Annotated in this window: 17 protein-coding genes; 3 read left to right on the top strand and 14 right to left on the bottom strand. The window is 64.5% G+C overall.

Annotated elements, in window-relative coordinates:
• The first annotated feature begins 239 nt into the window (after positions 1–239).
• Entirely contained in the window at positions 240–809 is a 570-nt protein-coding gene (gene hfq / locus HWX07_RS30500; protein WP_006495323.1) for an RNA chaperone Hfq, read from the top strand.
• An 81-nt stretch (positions 810–890) separates the two neighbouring features.
• Here the strand turns inward: hfq and HWX07_RS30495 are convergent, their stop codons facing one another.
• The 14 genes from HWX07_RS30495 to HWX07_RS30430 all read right to left on the bottom strand — a co-directional run bounded on the left by HWX07_RS30495 (position 891) and on the right by HWX07_RS30430 (position 14523).
• Positions 891–1601, bottom strand: coding sequence for a DUF2968 domain-containing protein (locus HWX07_RS30495; RefSeq protein ID WP_011545285.1), 711 nt, complete (start codon positions 1599–1601; stop codon positions 891–893).
• Positions 1602–1655: 54 nt separating this feature from the next.
• Positions 1656–3047 carry a sigma-54 dependent transcriptional regulator gene (locus HWX07_RS30490; RefSeq protein ID WP_175878822.1) on the bottom strand — a complete coding sequence of 464 codons (1392 nt, stop codon included), beginning with the start codon at positions 3045–3047 and terminating at the stop codon, positions 1656–1658.
• 16 nt (positions 3048–3063) lie between these two features.
• The gene (locus HWX07_RS30485) at positions 3064–4938 is read right to left on the bottom strand and encodes a TadG family pilus assembly protein (RefSeq protein WP_279612797.1); all 1875 of its coding nucleotides are present in this window, start codon (positions 4936–4938) and stop codon (positions 3064–3066) included.
• An 11-nt stretch (positions 4939–4949) separates the two neighbouring features.
• Positions 4950–5279 (bottom strand): DUF3613 domain-containing protein, encoded by a 330-nt coding sequence (locus HWX07_RS30480; protein ID WP_175878820.1) that lies wholly within the window; start codon positions 5277–5279, stop codon positions 4950–4952.
• 24 nt (positions 5280–5303) lie between these two features.
• A complete protein-coding gene (locus tag HWX07_RS30475; RefSeq protein ID WP_175878819.1) occupies positions 5304–6191 on the bottom strand; it encodes a pilus assembly protein in 888 nt (295 codons plus the stop codon).
• 18 nt (positions 6192–6209) lie between these two features.
• A complete protein-coding gene (locus HWX07_RS30470) occupies positions 6210–7220 on the bottom strand; it encodes a type II secretion system F family protein (RefSeq protein ID WP_175878818.1) in 1011 nt (336 codons plus the stop codon).
• Between the two features lie 4 nt (positions 7221–7224).
• Positions 7225–8220: a type II secretion system F family protein gene (locus HWX07_RS30465; protein WP_175878817.1), complete on the bottom strand. Its 996-nt coding sequence runs from the start codon at positions 8218–8220 to the stop codon at positions 7225–7227.
• A complete protein-coding gene (locus HWX07_RS30460) occupies positions 8213–9574 on the bottom strand; it encodes a CpaF family protein (protein WP_175878816.1) in 1362 nt (453 codons plus the stop codon). The genes HWX07_RS30465 and HWX07_RS30460 overlap by 8 nt, the downstream gene beginning before the upstream one ends.
• A 3-nt stretch (positions 9575–9577) precedes the next feature.
• Complete coding sequence (locus HWX07_RS30455) at positions 9578–10858, bottom strand: fimbrial protein (protein ID WP_175878815.1); 1281 nt, start codon at positions 10856–10858, stop codon at positions 9578–9580.
• A 45-nt stretch (positions 10859–10903) separates the two neighbouring features.
• On the bottom strand, positions 10904–12196 hold the full coding sequence (locus HWX07_RS30450) for a type II and III secretion system protein family protein (protein ID WP_244130059.1): 1293 nt from the start codon (positions 12194–12196) through the stop codon (positions 10904–10906).
• Between the two features lie 109 nt (positions 12197–12305).
• The gene (gene cpaB / locus HWX07_RS30445) at positions 12306–13208 is read right to left on the bottom strand and encodes a Flp pilus assembly protein CpaB (RefSeq protein WP_175878813.1); all 903 of its coding nucleotides are present in this window, start codon (positions 13206–13208) and stop codon (positions 12306–12308) included.
• A 94-nt stretch (positions 13209–13302) separates the two neighbouring features.
• Positions 13303–13773: a TadE/TadG family type IV pilus assembly protein gene (locus tag HWX07_RS30440; protein WP_175878812.1), complete on the bottom strand. Its 471-nt coding sequence runs from the start codon at positions 13771–13773 to the stop codon at positions 13303–13305.
• Positions 13770–14270 (bottom strand): prepilin peptidase, encoded by a 501-nt coding sequence (locus HWX07_RS30435; RefSeq protein WP_175878811.1) that lies wholly within the window; start codon positions 14268–14270, stop codon positions 13770–13772. The genes HWX07_RS30440 and HWX07_RS30435 overlap by 4 nt, the downstream gene beginning before the upstream one ends.
• Before the next feature lie 82 nt (positions 14271–14352).
• Positions 14353–14523 carry a Flp family type IVb pilin gene (locus tag HWX07_RS30430; RefSeq protein WP_175878810.1) on the bottom strand — a complete coding sequence of 57 codons (171 nt, stop codon included), beginning with the start codon at positions 14521–14523 and terminating at the stop codon, positions 14353–14355.
• 677 nt (positions 14524–15200) lie between these two features.
• Here HWX07_RS30430 and HWX07_RS30425 point away from each other — a divergent pair.
• Both HWX07_RS30425 and HWX07_RS30420 read left to right on the top strand, forming a co-directional pair.
• The gene (locus HWX07_RS30425) at positions 15201–16814 is read left to right on the top strand and encodes a collagen-like triple helix repeat-containing protein (protein ID WP_175878809.1); all 1614 of its coding nucleotides are present in this window, start codon (positions 15201–15203) and stop codon (positions 16812–16814) included.
• 40 nt (positions 16815–16854) lie between these two features.
• Positions 16855–18279 carry a collagen-like triple helix repeat-containing protein gene (locus HWX07_RS30420; RefSeq protein WP_175878808.1) on the top strand — a complete coding sequence of 475 codons (1425 nt, stop codon included), beginning with the start codon at positions 16855–16857 and terminating at the stop codon, positions 18277–18279.
• Positions 18280–18352: the final 73 nt, after the last annotated feature.

Raw genomic sequence — 18352 nt, 5'->3', positions numbered from 1 at the left:
CGCGCGCACCGAGGTGATACGGGGCTGCGAGAGTCGTAACGCGGCGTAACGAAACGACTTTGGCCGTTCGGCCTAATCGCGAAAATGCGCCGGAACGTCTATAGTGGGTTACGGTTCGACACAATCACGACTGCGCGCTCCCTTATCGAACAGGGTAGAATTCCGCCAAACGGCTTGTGGACGAACACGCCACACACACGCACAACATATTCTCTGACGCAGGCTCCTGCCGCACCTCAATGGCCAATCCCGCAGAATCCCATCCGCAAAACGACTTCATCAATTCGGCGCGCAAGGAACGTAAGCGTGTTGAAATCTATCTCGTCAACGGCATTCGTCTGACGGGGTGTATCGAGTCGTTCGACCAGTATCTGGTGATGCTGCGCACCCCCGTGGGTCTGCAAGGCATCTACAAGCGTGCGATTTCCACGATCCAGCTCGACACGGGCGGCTCGCGCCCCGGCGGCGGCGGCCCCCGCGGCCCGCGCACCGGCGGTCGCCCCGGCGGCCGTGAAGGCGGCGGTCACAGCCCGTACGGCTCGCACGGCGGCCCGCGCGAATCGCGCGGCGACGGCGGCTACGGTTCCCGCGAGCCGCGTGAAGGCTACGGTTCGCGTGAACCGCGCGAGGGGTACGGCTCACGTGAGCCGCGCGAAGGCTACGGCGCCCCGCGTGAACCGCGCGAAAGTTACGGCGCGCCACGCGACACCGGCGACGCATCCGGCAACGCCGCGCCGTCGGATTCCCGCGGCGGCAACGGGCCGGTCATCGTGACGCGCCGCCGGCGAATCGTGCCGGACGGCCAGTAAAACAAAAAGGGCAAGCCAACCGGCTTGCCCTTTTCACTTGTACGGCTGGCGCGGCACGTCGCCGCACCGTCGTTACCGGGTTCAGCGTGCCGTCGTCGGCAGGCCCGCGTCGGCCTCGCGCTGCAGCGAACGCACCTGCTGCTGCAACGCCCGCAGCTGCGACTGGAGTTGAGCCTGCTGCGCCTGCAACGCCGCCGTTTCGCTCCGCACGCTCTTCTGGCGATCCGCCACCGCCGCCTGCTGCTGGCGGGCGATCGAGATGTCCGCCTGCAGGCGCCGCGCGCGGTCCTGCGTGACCTCGATCTGCTTGTCCATTTGCGCCTTCTGCGATTCCAGCTTCGCCGCCCGCAACTCGTTGACGGCCAGCCGCTCCGCCTGGTGCGAGAAATCGCGATAGATCGCTTCCGCACGCGTTTCGTCGTAGGTCTTGATCACGCGCCAGAACGCCTTCTGCTGGAACAACGCGACGAAATACGCACCGTCCTTGACGTTGAACAGCAGGCTGGCGCCGTAACTGCCGTTGTAGCTCGTGCGCATTTCCGTCAGCGAGTGCGCCTGGATCTGGCGCTGCAAGTCGTCGACCGTGCTCGGCCCCGTCGTCTCGCCGGCCTGCGGCTGCACCGACGTCTGTGCCTGCGAATCGATCACCGGAATCGCGGCCACCGGCGCCGACGCCTGCTGCACCGCCGACGGATCGCCGCCCGCCAGCCCCTGCGCGAACGCGCCTTGCATGCCTCCCACCATGGCGAGCAGCAATACGCTCACCCGCCCCAACCCCGTCATATGGCTCATGAAGTTTTATTCCCGCCCGAGTCGTTGTAATTCACCGCGATTTTATCTCATTAATTACTCACTTTCGCGGGTCTCGGGCTCTTCGTCGAAGATCTGATATTTGCGCATTTTTTCCCACAATACCTTGCGGCTGATGCCGAGCTGCTGGGCCGTGTCCTGACGCCGCCAACCGTTTGCGTCGAGCGCCGAGATCACGCGGTTGCGCTCGTTCATGTCCCACTTGCTGCGATCGACGAACACCTCGGCCGCGCTCTCCGCCGGCACCGGCTGCGCCGCGCTGCGCGCATGCGCGATCAGCCGCTGCAGCCGCGCGGCATCCCAGCCGCCCGTCTGCCGCACCGTCACGCCGACCCGCTCGGCGAGGTTGCGCAGTTCGCGCACGTTGCCGGGGAAATAACTGTCCGCGACCGAATCCGTGAGCCAGTACGGCAGATCGGACAACTGGGCGAGCCGCTCCTCGCCCACGACCTGGGCGACGAACGACTTGAACAGCGCGATCTTGTCCACCGCACCGCGCTCTTCGAGCGACGGAATGCTCAGCTCGATCACCGCGAGCCGGTAATAGAGATCCGCGCGGAACAACCCCTCCTTCACGAGCTGCGGCAGCTTCTTGTTGCTCGCCGCGACCAGACGGAAATCGACCTTGACCGGCGCGGTCGCACCGACCCGCAACACCGCGCCGTCCTCGAGCACGCGCAGCAGCTTGACCTGCTGGTACAGCGGCAGATCGCCGACCTCGTCGAGGAACAGCGTGCCGCCGGCCGCCTGTTCGAAATAGCCTTTATGCGCAACAACCGCGCCCGTGAACGACCCTTTCGCATGACCGAAGAACAGCGATTCGAACAAGCCGTCCGGAATCGCACCGCAGTTCACCGGCACGAACTCGCCGTGCCGATAGCGCGAATGCTTTTCGTGCAGCAGTTGCGCGATGCGCTCCTTGCCGACGCCGGTTTCGCCGTGCAGCAGCACGTTGGTGTCGCAGTCGGCGAACGTATCGACCTCGTGCAGCAGCGCCTGCATCGATTCGGAGTGCGCGACGAGTTCCGACGGCTGCAACGTTTCGGCCGCGTGCGCCCGCAGTTGCGTGACGAGCTTGCCGATCATGCCGCGCAGTTCGGCACAGGTGAAGTCGAGCGGCAGGATGTGCGAATACTCGGGCGGATACTGCGACGCGTCGTGGTCGCGCGCCGCGCCGACCCAGACCACCGGCATGCCGATGTTGGCCTGCCAGTCGCGCAGGAATGCCGCGCCGCCCTCGATCATCGTCACGCTGATGATCGCCAGCGACCGCCGCAACGCGGCGCGCTCGGGCGAGACCTCCGCGTTGTCGGCGCGGATCACTTCGACGTCGAAGCTCGCCATGCACCGGGCGACGCGGTCGACGATGTCCGCCTTGCCTTCCCAGACGTACAGGTCGAGCTCTTCGATTGCGGGCGTATTTCTCATCTGATGTCTTGCTTCTCTAATTGCTGACAGTTTGCGCGACGCCGCATGTCAGCGACATCTGATGCACCGTGGCGGCGCCGAGCTGGACACCGAGCAGATCCAGCAACGGATCGATAATACCGTCGAGCGCGGTCAAAAGCGGGCTCAAGACGGTGGTCAGGACCGACAGCAGCGACGAAATGAAATCCGGCGTGAGCGTGACCGAGATGATCCCAAACAGCAGACTCACGGTCGGCGTGATCTGGGCGTTTTTCAGGCCCGCCAGCGCGTTGCCGACGGCCGAACCCAGTGCATTCGTGTTGGTAGTCCAGTAATACGATGGGTCGCTTCCGCCACGCCCATAGAACGTGTTGGTCGCCGCGCTACCGGCCAGATTCACGGAGACGTTGGAAACGGTCGCAGACACCTCGACGGCACCGGCAAGCACCAGTACGTCCAGCACCTTGGCCGGCGACGTACAGCTATAGTTCGCCGGCAGGTTCAGCAGGTTGCCGGATGTGAGCGGCGGTTGGCCGATACAGAGATTGGCGACGCTTGGCTGCGCAGTGATCGTCGCGGAATTCGGCGACGTCAGACAGTTGGTCGACAGCAGCGTTGCACTGCCGGCACCCAGTTGCACGTACAGCGGCAAGTACACGTTCGCGGACACCACGACCGGCAGCGGATTCACGCCAAGGTTCACGACCAGGTACAGGCCGATCTGCGCATTCGTCGCGACCGTGCGCCACGCGCCGTTTGCGTCCTTGCCGCCTTCGCCGACAGCAATGGTCGGCGGACTGATGACCTGCGCCTGCAATTGGACAATTGAGACCGAATTGCCGTTTGGCAGCGTCAGCGGCACATTGGCGCCAATCACCACACCTGGCTTGCCGGCTTGCGAAATCTGCGCCATCGCCATCACGAGATCAAGCACATTCACGGTCGCGTCAGCCGCCGCCTGCGTGTTCGCAAGGCCCAGCGTCAACAGCGACGTGGCGCCCTGTCCGGTCAGGCTCGCCACTTTGATCAGCGTGTTGCTGAGCAAGTTCAAGCCAAGGAGATTGGTCAGTGCGCCAGTCGCGCTGGTCTGCAGTGTCGTGCTCAGGCCGCTCGTCTTTCCGACGGCCGCCACCATCGCGTTGAGCAGCGTGCCGACCGAAGCATTGGCATTGACCAGCCCGCCGATCGTCCCGTTGCCGACCGACAGCGACTGCAGCGCGACGGCGATATCGCCGAGCTTGACGTTCGCGCACGCGAGCCCCTGGTAGGACGCGAGATTGAGGTTGAGCGGCGTGCCGCCTGCCCCCTGCAGCAACGAACCCAACAGTGCGTTCACCAGGCCAGGGTTTCCGCTCGGCACACCTGAGCAGCCGACTCCGCCCACTGCAGCCAGCGTCGCGCCGATCGAAAATGTATCGATGTTGGTTGCCTTCGCGGTCGACGTGGCGGTCACGGTGCGGGTGGGCCCGAAAAAGAAATACGGAACCGTCTTGGAGATCGTTACGCGCACCGCGTTCAGTTGCGTCGCCAGCGGCACCGTCGACTTCGACGAATAGAAGGTGCTCGATGTCCCGGTCGAAGACGGAGCCCAGTAGCCGCAATCGGCCGTCAACGACGTGGTACCGCTGCCGTCCAGCGCGAAGCCGTTCGTCGACGCGTTGCTTGTAGCCACCGAATTCACGTTCACACACGTATCGTCGAGTTTCTGAACCGCGGCGAGCGCAGCAAGATCGGCGACGCGCTGCATATCACGGCGCGTGAAAAAGACGTTGCCGATATCGATCGAACCGAGAATCACCATCGACAGCAGTATCCATACCGCCGCCATGACAACGGCCGAGCCCCGCTGCCTCCGCGGTGAGGCGCGACCGTGTCCCGCCGTCCAATTCGATTCACGCCGAGCCGTGCCCATCGCTGCCTCGCTCAATTCGATTGCGATGAACCCTGCCCACCGGACGACCCGCCACCGTTCGCGTTGACCGGCGACCCCATCGACTCAGGAATCTTGTGCGTGAACGACTCAATATACCGTTTGTACGTGAGCGACGCGGCGTCGCCCAGCATCGGCAATGAAGGCCCGGCCACTTGGCCGTCCCGCTGAAGAGCGAGCAGCGCAGTAGTCGCATGACCAATCTCCGACGCGTCCGCTGCCGGTTGCTCGCAATACGCCGCGGTTGCGGCCCCCATCAGCACGAGCAGCGCGACACCGTGGCACACACGTGCAGCGCGACCGGGATATCTATTGTTCGTCATGTCAGTTCCCCCCGAATGCCTTTTTCATTGTGCGAACCGCTGCAGCAGCGGTGCAGTAGGATCGAATCCCTGGATGTTCGCCACGGGCGACGGGCGTCTTGCGACGTCGGAGCCGGAGACGTCGACCACGCTTCCCGAACCGGTCGGCGTCGCAATGGCAGTCGAAGCCTGAGCTGTCGACGCGCGATGCCATACGCGTGCCGCCGCGGTTATCTTCAGCGCATCGCTGCGGATGTCGTTACGCAAGTCGGCCGATAATTTCAGTTGCGCCATCAGCTTCTGCGCATCGTGCGTCCGGCCGGATGCGAGCAAGTACAGCGCTAGGTTGCTGATGATTTTTGGATTGCTCTGGTCGAGTTCCGCAGCCTTCATCAGCGGAATGCGCGCGCCATCGACATCGCCGCAGCGCAGTTTTGCATAGGCGAGATCCGACAGCGTCGACGCGTCGGTCGGCGCCAGTACGGTTGCCTGCGACAACGCCTGCGCGGCGCGCGGGAAATCTCCCGCGCCACCGGCAATTAACCCGAGGCCGCGATAACCGCGCGCGGCAAGGGTCGTGTTGAGCAACTGCGTGTAGACCGCCGTGCTCGCAGCGGGCTGGTCGGTCATCCGCAACGCATCGGCGCGTAGCAGGATTGTTTGCGGCGACGCGCCGTACTGTTTCTCGTACGCATCGATGTGGGCCAGCGACGCGTAATATAGTCCCTGCGACTGCATCCGCTCTATCAGGCCGAGATACATACCCGGCGTGTCCGGCGCCGCCCCCTTCTGAGCCGCAGCATCCATCAGCGCCGCACGCTCGGCCTGCGGACCGACGCCGTAGCCGCTCTCCTTGAACGCCGAACATGCGCCCAGCATGCCGGCCAACGCAAGCACCCCGGCCACTTTCGCGATTTCATCGATGCGTTTCATCTTGCTTCCTTTCCTGCCTCAGTGCTGTGCCTGATTCAGCGCGCGCAGCACCGAGATCATCCCCGGTCCGGCTGTCACGATAAGCAATGCCGGCAACAACGTCACGATCATGACGCCTGTCATCTTCACTGTCAGCTTGCCGATCCGTTCGCGCAACATCGCACGGCGCGCTTCGCGCAACCGGTCTCCGAACTGCTTGAGCGGTTCCTGAACGGCGCCACCGTGTTTGTCGACCTGGATCAACAACCGCACGATCGCACGCAGATCCTCGTTCTCGAAACCCGAAGACAGCCGCTGCAGCGATTGCTCGCGCGTCCGGCCGGCAGAGAATTGCCGCTGAGCAATTTCCATTTCATGCGACAGCACAGGCATCATTCCCTTGAAGTCGTTCGTCACGACCTGGATGCTCTGGTCGAGCGACAGTCCGACGCCTTGCAGCAAACGAAGCATGTCGACCAGCAGCGGCAACTCGTCGACTACGGCTTGCCGGCGCCGGGCCGCACGACGTCGCAGGTAGAGCTTCGGCACCATGAAGCCGCCCACGAGAGCGATACCCGCCCCTGCCCGCCATTGCTCGCCGGTCACGTGCGGCCCGATCAGCACGATGAAAAACAACGGCATGACGATCGAACAGGCAAGTCGGGCGCTCAGGAACAGTCCGCGGGTACGCGTATCGACGAAGCCGCATTGCTCCAGCAGCAGACGGTCCTCGTCGGCAACGAGATAGCGGCCGATGCGTGTGTCGAGCAAGCGCACACCGACCATCGACAGACGGTCCAATATGTGAACAAGACGCGACGGCTCAGTGTTTGCATCCCGCAAGCCGAGGTTCTGCCTGGATTCACCAGCTTCCTGTGCCGCCTGTGCGCCCGCCGCCTCCAGCATCGCGGAGCGCCGCTCAAGCGCGCCGGCCAATGTACGATCGCTGCGCGTCTGTGCGCTCGCGCGACGCAAGGCGAGCACTGCCAACAGCACGATGCCAAGTGCGCCGAGTGCCAGTGCGAGCGAGCCGAGTTGATTGGCTGTCATGCCTTCACCTCAGTTTGGCCATGTGGTACAACCAGATCCCGCCCGCGACCTGCAGCATGAACGCGATGAACAGCAACTGGCGTCCCGTGTAGTCGTCCCACATCGACTGAAGGTAGAGTGGATTCGTCGCGATGACGAAGCTTCCGATCGCAATGGGAAGCATCACCAGCACCCATGCGGACAACCGCGTTTCCGACGACATCGCCGCCAGTTCCCGTTCGGCTTGCTCAAGGTCGCGCATGAACGTTGACATCCGGTCAAGCATCACGTCGGCGCGGCCGCCGTACCGGACCGAAAGCCGCAACACCGAACCGACCAGTTCGAATTCCTTGGTGTGATAGACGTTCGCGATGTGCCCCATCGCACGATCGATCTCCACGCCCGTCCGCAACATCCGTGATACATGGTCCAGGCAACCGCGCAACGGCGCTTCCGTCGTCAGCAACGCGGCCTGGAACGCCGCCGGCACGCTGTTGCCGAGCGTCACGAGACGCACGATGCCGTCGAGAAACGATGGCAACTGGCGGACAATAGTCAGGCGCCTTCGCTGAATGCGGGACACCAGCCAGAATACGAGCAGCGATGCACCGCACACGAGCGCGGCGATGCAGCCAAGCCAACCGCCCCGGTTGCCGGCAACAAGCCCGACCGTGATCAGCCCCAGCAACGCAAGCAGCGCCTTGCCGCGTGCGTCCTCGATACCGGCGCGACTCGCCACGTTGGCGAGGTACTCTGCGCCGATCTCGCGCCAGTGCGCCCAACGCGACGCAGGCATGGCGGACGGCGCGCGGGTGGCGCCGGGCGCCGACGCGACGGTCGCTGACGGTTTCGCTTCTCGCTGCACCGCGCCCGCCCCCCTTGCGGCCGGCTCGATTCGGCTGTCGATGAAACGCTGCACATCGGCACGACCGCGCTTCATCTCGCCGTGTCGCCACAGTATCAACGCGCCGGCAATGCAGAGCAGCGCCACGGCCAGCACGCCTGCCATCAGGCTATACATTGAACCCCCCGCCGCCCCGGCCGAACCCACCGCCGAAACCACCCCCGTTGCCGCCGAAGCCGCTGTTCTGCAATGACTGACGGAAGCGCGCGAGCTTCGGCGAATGCGGATGGATGCCGAGCGATTCCCAGTTGTCGACCTCCTCGCCTTCGGGTGTCACACGGGCCTCGTAGCGATACAACTCCTGCGTCGCGATGATGTTGTCCGACAAACCGGTCACTTCGGTAATCGAGAGAATCCGGCGCCGCCCATTCGACAGACGGCCGATCTGCACGATGAAGTCGATCGCATTCGCGATCTGCCGGCGCAAGCTTGATTCGGTCCCCTGGAAACCCGCGAAACCGGCCAGCATCTCGAGACGGTACAAACACTCGCGCGGCGAACTCGCGTGGACGGTGCCCATCGAGCCGTCGTGCCCCGTGTTCATCGCCTGCAGCATCTCGAGCACTTCGCCGCCACGCACTTCGCCAACGATGATGCGGTCCGGCCGCATCCGCAACGTGTTGCGCAGCAGATCGCGGATCGTGACGACACCGTTGCCGTCGAAGCCGCCCGGCCTGCTTTCCAGACGGACGACATGGGGGTGATTCAGCGACAACTCAGCCGTATCCTCAATCGTCACGACTCGCTCATGCTCCGGAATATGGAACGCCAGCGCGTTGAGCAGGGAGGTCTTGCCGGAGCTCGTCCCGCCCGAGACGAGGATGTTGCAGCGGGCCTCGACCGCCGCTTCCAGCAACGTACCGATTTCCGAATTGAACGTGCCATTGGCGAGCAAGTCGGCTGGCTTCAGCGGATCCTTGCGGAATTTCCGGATGGATACGACCGGCCCGTCGATCGACAGTGGTTCAATCACGACGTTGACACGCCCGCCGTCCGGCAGCCGTGCGTCGACCATCGGATTCGATTCGTCGAGACGGCGGCCGATCGGCGCAAGGATGCGCCGAACGATCCGTAACAGATGAGCGTTGTCGGTGAAGCGGATTGGCAGCTTCGCCAGAATGCCGTGACGCGACACGTAGATGTCGTTGTAGCCGTTGATCAGAATGTCCTCGACGTGCGGATCGGCAAGCAGATCCTCGATCGGCCCGAACCCGGCAAGCTCTTTCGTCAACGCCTCGGCAATCGCCCTGACTTCGTTCTCATTGAGCGGAATACGCCGTAACCGCACGAAGCTGTCGATTTCCAGGTCAACGAACTGGTTGATCGCCTCGCGCGACCATCGACCGAATTCGGCACCGAGTTCCTCGATGCGAGTCAGCAAATGCTCGTGCGCGGCATTCTTGATGTCGTGAAACTGCTGCGACTGGGAGAACGGCGCTGCGCCGTCGGCAAATTGGATGTCGTGTGCCATCGCTTACGATCGCCTGGACGAAGGTTGAATGAAACGCTTGAGCGCGGACAGGCCCAACGCGCCGCGTTGAGTCACGGTGGCCGGGCCGGCCAGTCGGTCTGCCAGCGGCTCGAGCGCACGCACATAGGGATCGCGCTCGGCCGTATCGACGATCAGGCGCCCCTGATTGGCCGCCTGGCCAATCGCGACGCGGCGCGCCGGCAGCGTCGCCAGCAGCGAAATGCCAAGCCGGCCTGCGATCTGGGACGGCGTCAGGTTGAGCATCGCGTCGTACTGGTTGACGACAAGACGAATCTTGCCGATTTCGACGCCTGCGTCGCGCAGCCCTTCAAGCAGGCCGACCGCCGAGACGATCGATGCAACGCCCTGATCGCAAACGAGCCAAGCTTCGTCGGCCACAGCCGTCATCTGGGCCACGAATTCATGATTCGTGAATCCACCTAGATCGACGAGTTGATGATCGAAGAATGCGCGCAACCGGTTCAGCAGGCCGACGCACGCTGCATATGATACGTCGCGCAGATCCGCGAGATTGGGCGGCAACGTGGTCAGGGCGACGCCGCTCGTGTGTCGCGTCAGCGCGGTATTAACAAACGTCCGGTCGATGCGCCGCAGATTGCGCACGGCCTCGACAAAATGAAATTCGCACCGAGTGTTGAGGAATAGCGCGCTATCGCCAGCGGGAAGCCCGAGATCGACCAACGCCGTCTGCCGCGCATGGGGCGCGGCGACACCAAACGCAGGCGTGTCCGTTTCCGTATCGCTCAAACCGCTGCGTTTGTGCAACCATACCGACAGATTCGCGGCGAGCGTGCTAACCCCCATCCCCGCACGCCCACCGAGCAGCGCGACGACCTTGCCATGCCGATTGAGCGGCTCCGTACCGGTATGCTCCAGCAACCCGCGAGTGATCCGCAACGCGTCTTCGGCACTGCCCGATACGTCGATGAAATCGCGTACACCGGCCCGCAACGCGGCGAGCGCGCTTTCCGGTTCCAGCAGCGTGCCGAGCGCAACGACCGGAAGGCCCGGGTGAGCGAGACGCACGGCGGCCGCGGCGGCGCTTGCCGCGGCTTGCGCACCGGAAAAATCGATGAAGACGATCGCCGGGTTGAGTCCTGCGATGCGTTGATTCAGCGCGGCCGGCTCGAGCGACAACACTTCCACCGTGCCGGCAGACAACAGCGTATCGCTCAGCCAGCGGGCGTGCTCGTCCTGCTGCGAGGCGCACACGAAATAGTCGGTCACGGCAGGTTCAGCCAACGAAAGGGTTCTCGCGTTCATGTTGAACACCCCCGGTTACATATCGCGCGACGTCTCGTGCCGCGTTCATTTCGAAAATCCGGGCGCTGCATCGGGTGATGCGATACCGCCGAGATACGACCTCCACACCGGGCCATCGCGCTGTTCGGACAGTTCGCCCGGCGTGGTCGGCAACGGTGCGCCCTTCGCAATCGGCGCGACGAGATGCGGCGTCACGATAATCACAAGTTCCTTGTCGTTTTGCTGGTAGTTCAACGACTTGAAGAAAGCCCCGATGATCGGCAGATCGCCCAGCACCGGCACCTTGTTGATATTCGAGAGCGTTTCGCGGTCGATCAGGCCGCCGATCACGAAGCTTTCCCCGTCGCCGAGCTCGACCGTCGTATCCGCACGGCGGGTCGTGATCGCCGGCACCGAAACGCTGTTGATCGTGACGCCATGCTGGAAATCAAGCTGGCTCGATTCGGGCGCCACCTTGAGTGCGATACGACGCTGGCTCAGCACGGTCGGCGTCAGGGTAAGGCCGACACCGTACTGCTTCCAGTCGATCGCTGTCGAACCGAGTGCTTGCGGCACAGGCACGGGAATTTCTCCGCCGGCCAGAAAGCTCGCGCTTTGCCCGGACAAAGCCACCAGAGTCGGTTGTGCCAGCACACGCGCCAGGTTGTTCGCCTCGAGAATCGAAATATTGCCGAAAATGCCGCGGCCGGCCGAATTCACCACGAGATTGAATGCGGATGCGATCGGAATGCCGGCCGTCGCCTGGAATCCCGAGGTCGCCCCTCCCGTTACCGACTGAAGACCGCTCGGCGAAAAAGCGCCGAATGCAAACCCGTTGCTCTGCTTGAAGAAATTCAGTCCGGCTTCCTTCAGCACCGAACGGCTGAATTCGACGACCCGTACATCGACCTGCACGACGTTCCGGTCGCCGACCGTCGACGCATCGATTACCGCACCGTCCTTGCCGCCCATCCGCTTGCCGATCGCAACCGCCCGTTCGTGCGTTTCGAGCGACGTCGCGGAACCCGATACGACAGCGGTACCGCCATATGCCTTGACGCCCGGCCCCGAGCCGTCCAGCACGGCGTGTGCTGCCGCGTCGACGACATTGACGTTCCATACCACTGGTTCATCGCGGCCACGCTCCCACAGCATCACGTTCGTCGAACCTGGTGCTTTCGCCACCATCAACACGGTCCCGGCGCGCCCGCCCTTCATGACGAGCACGTCGACGACCGATGGATCTCCGACCGCGATCCGCTGCAGCGTACGGCCGGCAGCGATCTGCCGCTGCGAGCCGACAGCAAGATCGATCGATGCGTTGGCGCCGGCGGCGCCAGCCAACACGGCAAAGGTCATGGCCCAAATGGCAATCGCGTATGCAATCAGTTTTTTTGTCATTGTGTCGGAGACCGTCGTACGGCCTTCTCCCTTCCGTTACCGCTGTCGATGACCGTGTTTAGGTTGGCTAATAGGAGACCGTCTCGGCCCGCCCACCCCGAATCACTTCGATGCTGCTTCCCGCGCCGCGAGCCACAATCGGCGCACGCGGTGATGCCTGCACTCGGGGCACGTTGCGCGCGCGCACGCCCGACAGTTCGTCGAGCGACACGCCGGCGGCAGCCTGTCCTGAGGGTGTCAGATCGCCGGCCGTCCGAATGGCGACTGTATGAACCGCCACCTCTTCGTCGCGCGGATTACGCAGCGCGAGCGTCAGACGTCCGCTTGCCTCGGCGAGCGTCAGCGCGTCGATCTGTGCCGTCGGCACGGCAAGTACGGCAGTCCGTACCGCGCCGCTCGGCCCGCTGTTGCCGTCGCGATCGGACGTGGCATCGCCGAACGACAGCACACGCAGTTTCGACATCAGCAGGCGCGCCTGCGAATTGGGAATCTCCGAGCTAGCTTGCGCCATCCCCGTGCCGTCGCGACGCAAATTCACGAACACGTCGACGAAGTTGCCAGGACGTAGCCGGTTTCCGACCGCATTCGTTTCGTCGACCTTGATGGCCACGGCCCGCTCCCCCGGCGCCACTTGATTGGCCAGCCCCGACGTCAGGCCGCTTTCCACGACGGGCGCGGCGGCGAGAATGTCGTTCGCCGGGACGCGACCGATCAGCAGCGTCGGATCGCTGAACCCGCCGGTCGGCATCATTGGCGCCGATGCAAGTTTCACCGCATCGGCCTGGATCGGTTGACCGGCCGGCAGCAGACGCGTCGCCACGACGACCGGTACCGTCTGCACCGCCACAACGACGGGCGCAACGGCTGGCGGATGTGCCGGTGCGCGGCCGAGCATCCACGCATAGATTCCGAGCAGCACGGCGATCGCGATCAGCAGCCCGGCGATGATCTTCGTCAAGTTGTTGCCCATGGTGAATGTTGAGTGCCGTAAAGGTTGTTATCTCGAAATTTAGACGTCGCTTTACGATCGGACCTTGCAACCGCGCCCCCGCACGACGTCCGTTTCATAAAATAGTCGCCGGATTGATCTGCACAGTTGCCGTGCCCGTCAACTGCGCTGGCGTCACGAGGCCGAGCAACGGCAGCGACGGAACCAGCGGACTGGCCTTGTACGGATACGTCACGGTGACGGTCACGCAATACATCGTCGCGTCGTAACTGCATGCTCCCGACACCGGTGTCGGAATCTGGACGTTGGCCAGCCATGATGTCAGGCCGGTCGCCGTCGTCTGCGCCGCCTTCGCCCGGTCCGCCAGCGCCTGTGCACTGGATCCGTTAGCCTCGTAAACGTAGTTCAGCGCCGTGCGTGCGCCCTCGGTCGCCGCGAGCGTCAGACTCTGCTGAACCGCGAAGATCAGCCCGTACGTAACGATCGCGTACATGATCATGAAAAACAGCGGAAAGACGAGTGCGAACTCGACCGCTGTCGCGCCCCGCTGACGCCGTCGCGACCGTGGCTGCCACTGCCGCCTCATTGCACACCTCCGGTAACGACGAGATAAGCCAGCCATATCGCCGCCGGAATGACGAGGCAAGCTGCGTACGCCGTCGCTCGCCGCCCGCCCAGTGCCATCGTCGGCGTGCCGCGCGACCACAGCGCGCCCAACGGCGTATGCGTCCGCATCAGCAGCGCAAGAACATGCACACCAGCCGCCACGCTAGCGACCACCCACAGCCACGGCAATATCGATAAACCGCACCACGCGCCGAGTACCGCGAACACTTTCACGTCCGCCGCTCCCATTACACGCACTGCAAAAAGCGGAAAAAAAACGATGAGGCCGACCAGCATGCCGATCAATGCCTGTCCGGCCGAGATGCCAAATGGATTTGCATTGGCCAATGCACTGGCAAACGCCGCAAGGAGTCCGCCGATGATCAACGAATTCCGGACAAGCCGAAATCGAATATCACCGACGGCAACGAGCGTCGCCCAGGCAAAAAAAGTGCTGATGGCGAGAAGATGTGCCATATCGCGACTGGCTGCGAAATTCGACGTAGCGGCGAGCGAGCCGCAACTGCGGCCCGCTCGCCACCCACCAAACTACAAAGGGTCAGCCCGCCGGCAGCGAATTGGCAATCGTGGAGAACAGAGCCGCGATCTTCGTGCCGATAGTCGTCACACTACCGATGATCAAGGCCGCAATCAGACCCGCAATCAGACCATACTCGATCGCGGTAACCCCGTCTTCTTCCCGAAGGAAGCGAATCATCATTGCTTTCATTTTATTCCTCGTGCCTGTATTTACGTTTTCTGGCCTTTTATACGTATACGTCCCCGCATATCTGGCCGTTTGCCCCGACCGTTCGCCACATCTGCTGTAACGACAACCGGGTGCGCTTTCTTTATAGGTCGCCCCGAAGGGCATTGCTCACGATTTGATGCAAGTTAACATTCGCGATAGCGCTCCTCCTCGAACGTAGTGTACCGAACCGTACATTTGCTTACATCTGCTCCCGATTCTATATCCGTTCCTATTTAAATTCCAACCTCTTTTAACCACTCTGGCGGAAAAAAATGACCGGGAGCACAACGTATTTGTACGGCGTTTCGGTACGACTTACACATAGGATTTACGATAGGTTAGATGTGCACACCTAATCCATCAGTAAAACAATTGCCTCGTCCAGCAAGCCTCCAGGCCCCCCACGTTACGCCGCACGCGTAACGCCAATGTTGTGACGTTACGTTACGAAACGACCGAAACCGTTCTCATTCATCTGCACTTAAACAGATTCAACAATCTTTCAAGTCGCGTAACTTCCTTTTCCCACAAGGAATTGCCTCGTTTAAAACCTGTTGTCGAACCGTCGGCCATCGAAATGGCACGACAGTTGCAGAGTAGTCCTCGCACCACTCAACACAACGCAGTTCACAACACATTTTTAATGCGAGGAAGAAATGGACATTAAGGTTATCCCTCATGGCGTGTTCCGGACGACTCTGATCGCGGCCACCGTTGCAGCCATGCTTTCCCTCTCCGCGTGCGGCGGCTCCGGCTCCATCAGCCAGGGTCTCGGCGGCGGCGGTTCGAGCTCCGGCGGCGGCAATACGATCTCCACGTCGGGCGGCAACGGCTCGAGCGGCACCTCGGGTACGAGCGGTACCTCCGGCACCAGCGGGACTTCGGGCACGAGCGGCACGTCCGGTACTTCCGGCACCAGCGGAACCTCTGGTACGAGCGGCACGTCGGGCACCAGCGGCACCTCGGGCACGAGCGGGACGTCCGGCACCTCGGGTGTGTCATCGAACGCAGTGGGAACTGTCCTCGCAAGCAGCAGCAACATCATCACGAACGCCGGCAGCACCGTCTCCGGTCTCGGCTCCGTCATCGGCAGCCAGACGCTGCCGGGCGTCAATCCGGCCACCACGCAAGCCGCGGGCGGCATCGTGCAAAGCGTCGGCGGCGCGGTTACCGCACTGGGCAACGGCCTCGGCAACGGGCTCGGCCAGCTCGGCGCGACGAAGGACCCGGTCGGCACCACGGTCGCCAGCACCGGCGGCGTGGTCAATCAGCTCGGCGGCGCAGTCACGCAAACGGGCAACCTGGTCACGAGCCTCGGCAGCGGCCCGCTGTCCCCGCTCGCGCCGGTCACCGGCGCCGTCGGCGGCCTCGTCACGACGCTCGGCGGCGCCGTGTCGAACGGCGGCACCACGCTCACCAATGTGCTGTCGACCGGCCCGATCCAGCAGGTCACGCAAACGGTCAGCTCGGCCATCACACCGATCACGACGATGGTCGGCCAGACGACCCAGACGATCGGCACGGCAACCGGCCTCGGCGCACCGGTCAACACACTGCTCGGCACGATCGGCAACGGGCTGAACCAGGCCGGCGCCCTGCTCGCATCGACGGGCGGCAACCCGGTCACCACGGGTCTCGGCAACACCGTCTCGTCGACGGGCAACACCGTGAAGGCCGTCGGCGGCCTGCTCACGGGCGGCACCGGCGGCGTGACCAACCCGCTCGCCCCGCTCACGGGCCTCGTCTCCACGGTTACCGGTGCACTCGGTGGCGCGACGGGTGGCGGCAGTGGCCCGCTCGCCCCGGTCACCGGTCTCGTCTCCACGGTCACCGGCGCGCTCGGCGGCGTAGCAGGCGGCGGCAGCGGCCCGCTCGCTCCGGTCACGGGCCTCGTCTCGACGGTCACCGGCGCGCTCGGCGGCGTAGCAGGCGGCGGCAGCAGCCCGCTCGCTCCGGTCACGGGTCTCGTCTCGACGGTCACCGGTGCGCTCGGCGGCGCAACGGGCGGTACCAGCGGCGGCCCGCTCGCCCCGGTCACGGGTCTCCTCGGCGCAGTCACGGGCGCCCTCGGCGGCGCAACGGGTGGCGCAGGCGGCAGCAGCCCGCTCGCCCCGGTGACGAACGCCGTCTCCACGGTGACGAGCACGGTCGGCGTACCGGCACTGAGCGGCGGCACGGGTGCCGTCACGAACTCGGGCGCGTCGTCCAATCCGCTTGCGCCCGTCACGTCGCTGATCGGCGGCCTGCTCGGCGGCACGCACGGCAAGTAATCCGACATCCATTCATCGAAAAGACAGCGAGGAGTCCATCATGTCCCAGCAACGTTCCATCCCGACGGTCGCCCTGCGCCAGTGGCGCGCGCCCCTCACCGCCTTCGCCGCGGCGTGCCTGCTGGCCGCCTGCGGCGGTGGCGGCGTCAGCTCGCCGCCGACCAGCAGCAACGACAACAACAACCCGAGCACGAGCGGCACGTCCGGCACGAGCGGTACCAGCGGCTCGTCGACCGGCACCAAGGGTGTCATCAGCACGGTCGGCCAGACGGCCACCGACCTCGGCAGCACGGTCGGCAACATCAGCCTGCCGGGCCTCGGCGACGGCGTGACGAAGGGCGTCGGCAGCACGCTGTCCAGCACCGGCACGATCGTCGGTGCGGCAGCCGATGCGGTGAGCAACGGGCTGGGACAGATCGGCTCGACGAAGGACCCGGTCGGCACCACGGTTGCCGGTCTCGGCAACGTCGTCGGCGCAACCAGCAACACGGTGTCCGGCCTGAGCTCGACGGTCAAGGCGCTGGGCACGGGCCCGCTGGCACCGCTCGCGCCGGTCACGACGCCGGTCGGCACCGTGCTCGACACGGTCGCCAACGGCCTGACGGCCGCCGGCACGACGATCGGCTCGACGCTGTCGTCGGGCGCCGTGCAGCAGGTCACGCAGCCGATCAGCTCGGCGATCACGCCGCTCGTGATCACCGCCGGCCAGGTCACGCAGCAGGTCGGCACGACGACCGGCCTCGGCCAACCCGTCTCGGGCCTGCTCGGCCAGATCGGCGGCGCCATCAGCTCGGCCGGCAAGCAGGTCGGCGGCACGTCGAGCCAGCCGCTCGTCGGTGACGTCGGCCAGCTCGTGACCGCGGTCGGCAACACCGTGACCAACGCGGGCGGGCTCGTCAACCCGAACGGCCCGAATGGCGCGGCGCCGATCCCCGGCCTGATCACGAGCCTCGTCGGCGGCTCGACGGCAACCGTCCAGAACGGCTCGTCGTCGGGTTCCGGTTCGACGAACCCGCTCGGCGGCCTGCTGTCGGGTCTCGGCTCGACACCGCTCGGCTCGCTCACGGGCGCCCTCGGCGGCGCAACGGGCGGCTCAGGCAGCGGCCCGCTCGCGCCGGTAACCGGCCTCGTCTCCACGGTGACCGGCGCACTGGGTGGCGCGGCAGGCGGCAGCAGCGGCCCGCTGGCACCCGTCACGAATCTCGTGTCGACGGTCACGGGCACGCTCGGCGGCGCAACAGGTGGCGCAGGCAGTGCAAACCCTCTCGCGCCCGTCACCGGTTTGCTGAATACTGTCACCGGAGCTGTTGGCAGTGCAGCGGGGTCCGGGGGTTCGAGCCCGCTCGCGCCGGTCACGTCGCTGGTCGGCAGCGTGTCGGGTACCGCATCGTCGGGCAGCGGTTCGACGGGCCTGCTGGCACCGGTCACGGGGTTGCTGGGTACGCTGGGTAGCGTTGGCAAGTAAGGAGGACGGTCGCGTCATCGCAGCCGGAGCGAATGGCGCGGCCGTACAAACACAACCGGCATGGCGGCACGCG

It is taken from the genome of Burkholderia sp. BCC0097, from assembly GCF_902832985.1.
GTDB classification, from domain to species: Bacteria; Pseudomonadota; Gammaproteobacteria; order Burkholderiales; family Burkholderiaceae; genus Burkholderia; species Burkholderia orbicola.
Note: the sequence above shows the minus strand (reverse complement) of the source record. Positions and strands in the feature narration are given on the sequence as shown.

What these genes read in the sequence shown, in the direction of transcription:
- HWX07_RS30420 (WP_175878808.1), top strand. Translation starts at nt 16,855, where the DNA reads ATGTCCCAGCAACGTTCCATCCCGACGGTCGCCCTGCGCCAGTGGCGC.
- hfq (WP_006495323.1), top strand. Translation starts at nt 240, where the DNA reads ATGGCCAATCCCGCAGAATCCCATCCGCAAAACGACTTCATCAATTCG.
- HWX07_RS30430 (WP_175878810.1), bottom strand. Translation starts at nt 14,523, where the DNA reads ATGAAAGCAATGATGATTCGCTTCCTTCGGGAAGAAGACGGGGTTACC.
- HWX07_RS30455 (WP_175878815.1), bottom strand. Translation starts at nt 10,858, where the DNA reads ATGAACGCGAGAACCCTTTCGTTGGCTGAACCTGCCGTGACCGACTAT.
- cpaB (WP_175878813.1), bottom strand. Translation starts at nt 13,208, where the DNA reads ATGGGCAACAACTTGACGAAGATCATCGCCGGGCTGCTGATCGCGATC.
- HWX07_RS30495 (WP_011545285.1), bottom strand. Translation starts at nt 1,601, where the DNA reads ATGAGCCATATGACGGGGTTGGGGCGGGTGAGCGTATTGCTGCTCGCC.
- HWX07_RS30485 (WP_279612797.1), bottom strand. Translation starts at nt 4,938, where the DNA reads ATGGGCACGGCTCGGCGTGAATCGAATTGGACGGCGGGACACGGTCGC.
- HWX07_RS30450 (WP_244130059.1), bottom strand. Translation starts at nt 12,196, where the DNA reads ATGACCTTTGCCGTGTTGGCTGGCGCCGCCGGCGCCAACGCATCGATC.
- HWX07_RS30490 (WP_175878822.1), bottom strand. Translation starts at nt 3,047, where the DNA reads ATGAGAAATACGCCCGCAATCGAAGAGCTCGACCTGTACGTCTGGGAA.
- HWX07_RS30470 (WP_175878818.1), bottom strand. Translation starts at nt 7,220, where the DNA reads ATGACAGCCAATCAACTCGGCTCGCTCGCACTGGCACTCGGCGCACTT.
- HWX07_RS30480 (WP_175878820.1), bottom strand. Translation starts at nt 5,279, where the DNA reads ATGACGAACAATAGATATCCCGGTCGCGCTGCACGTGTGTGCCACGGT.
- HWX07_RS30460 (WP_175878816.1), bottom strand. Translation starts at nt 9,574, where the DNA reads ATGGCACACGACATCCAATTTGCCGACGGCGCAGCGCCGTTCTCCCAG.
- HWX07_RS30440 (WP_175878812.1), bottom strand. Translation starts at nt 13,773, where the DNA reads ATGAGGCGGCAGTGGCAGCCACGGTCGCGACGGCGTCAGCGGGGCGCG.
- HWX07_RS30435 (WP_175878811.1), bottom strand. Translation starts at nt 14,270, where the DNA reads ATGGCACATCTTCTCGCCATCAGCACTTTTTTTGCCTGGGCGACGCTC.
- HWX07_RS30465 (WP_175878817.1), bottom strand. Translation starts at nt 8,220, where the DNA reads ATGTATAGCCTGATGGCAGGCGTGCTGGCCGTGGCGCTGCTCTGCATT.
- HWX07_RS30475 (WP_175878819.1), bottom strand. Translation starts at nt 6,191, where the DNA reads ATGAAACGCATCGATGAAATCGCGAAAGTGGCCGGGGTGCTTGCGTTG.
- HWX07_RS30425 (WP_175878809.1), top strand. Translation starts at nt 15,201, where the DNA reads ATGGACATTAAGGTTATCCCTCATGGCGTGTTCCGGACGACTCTGATC.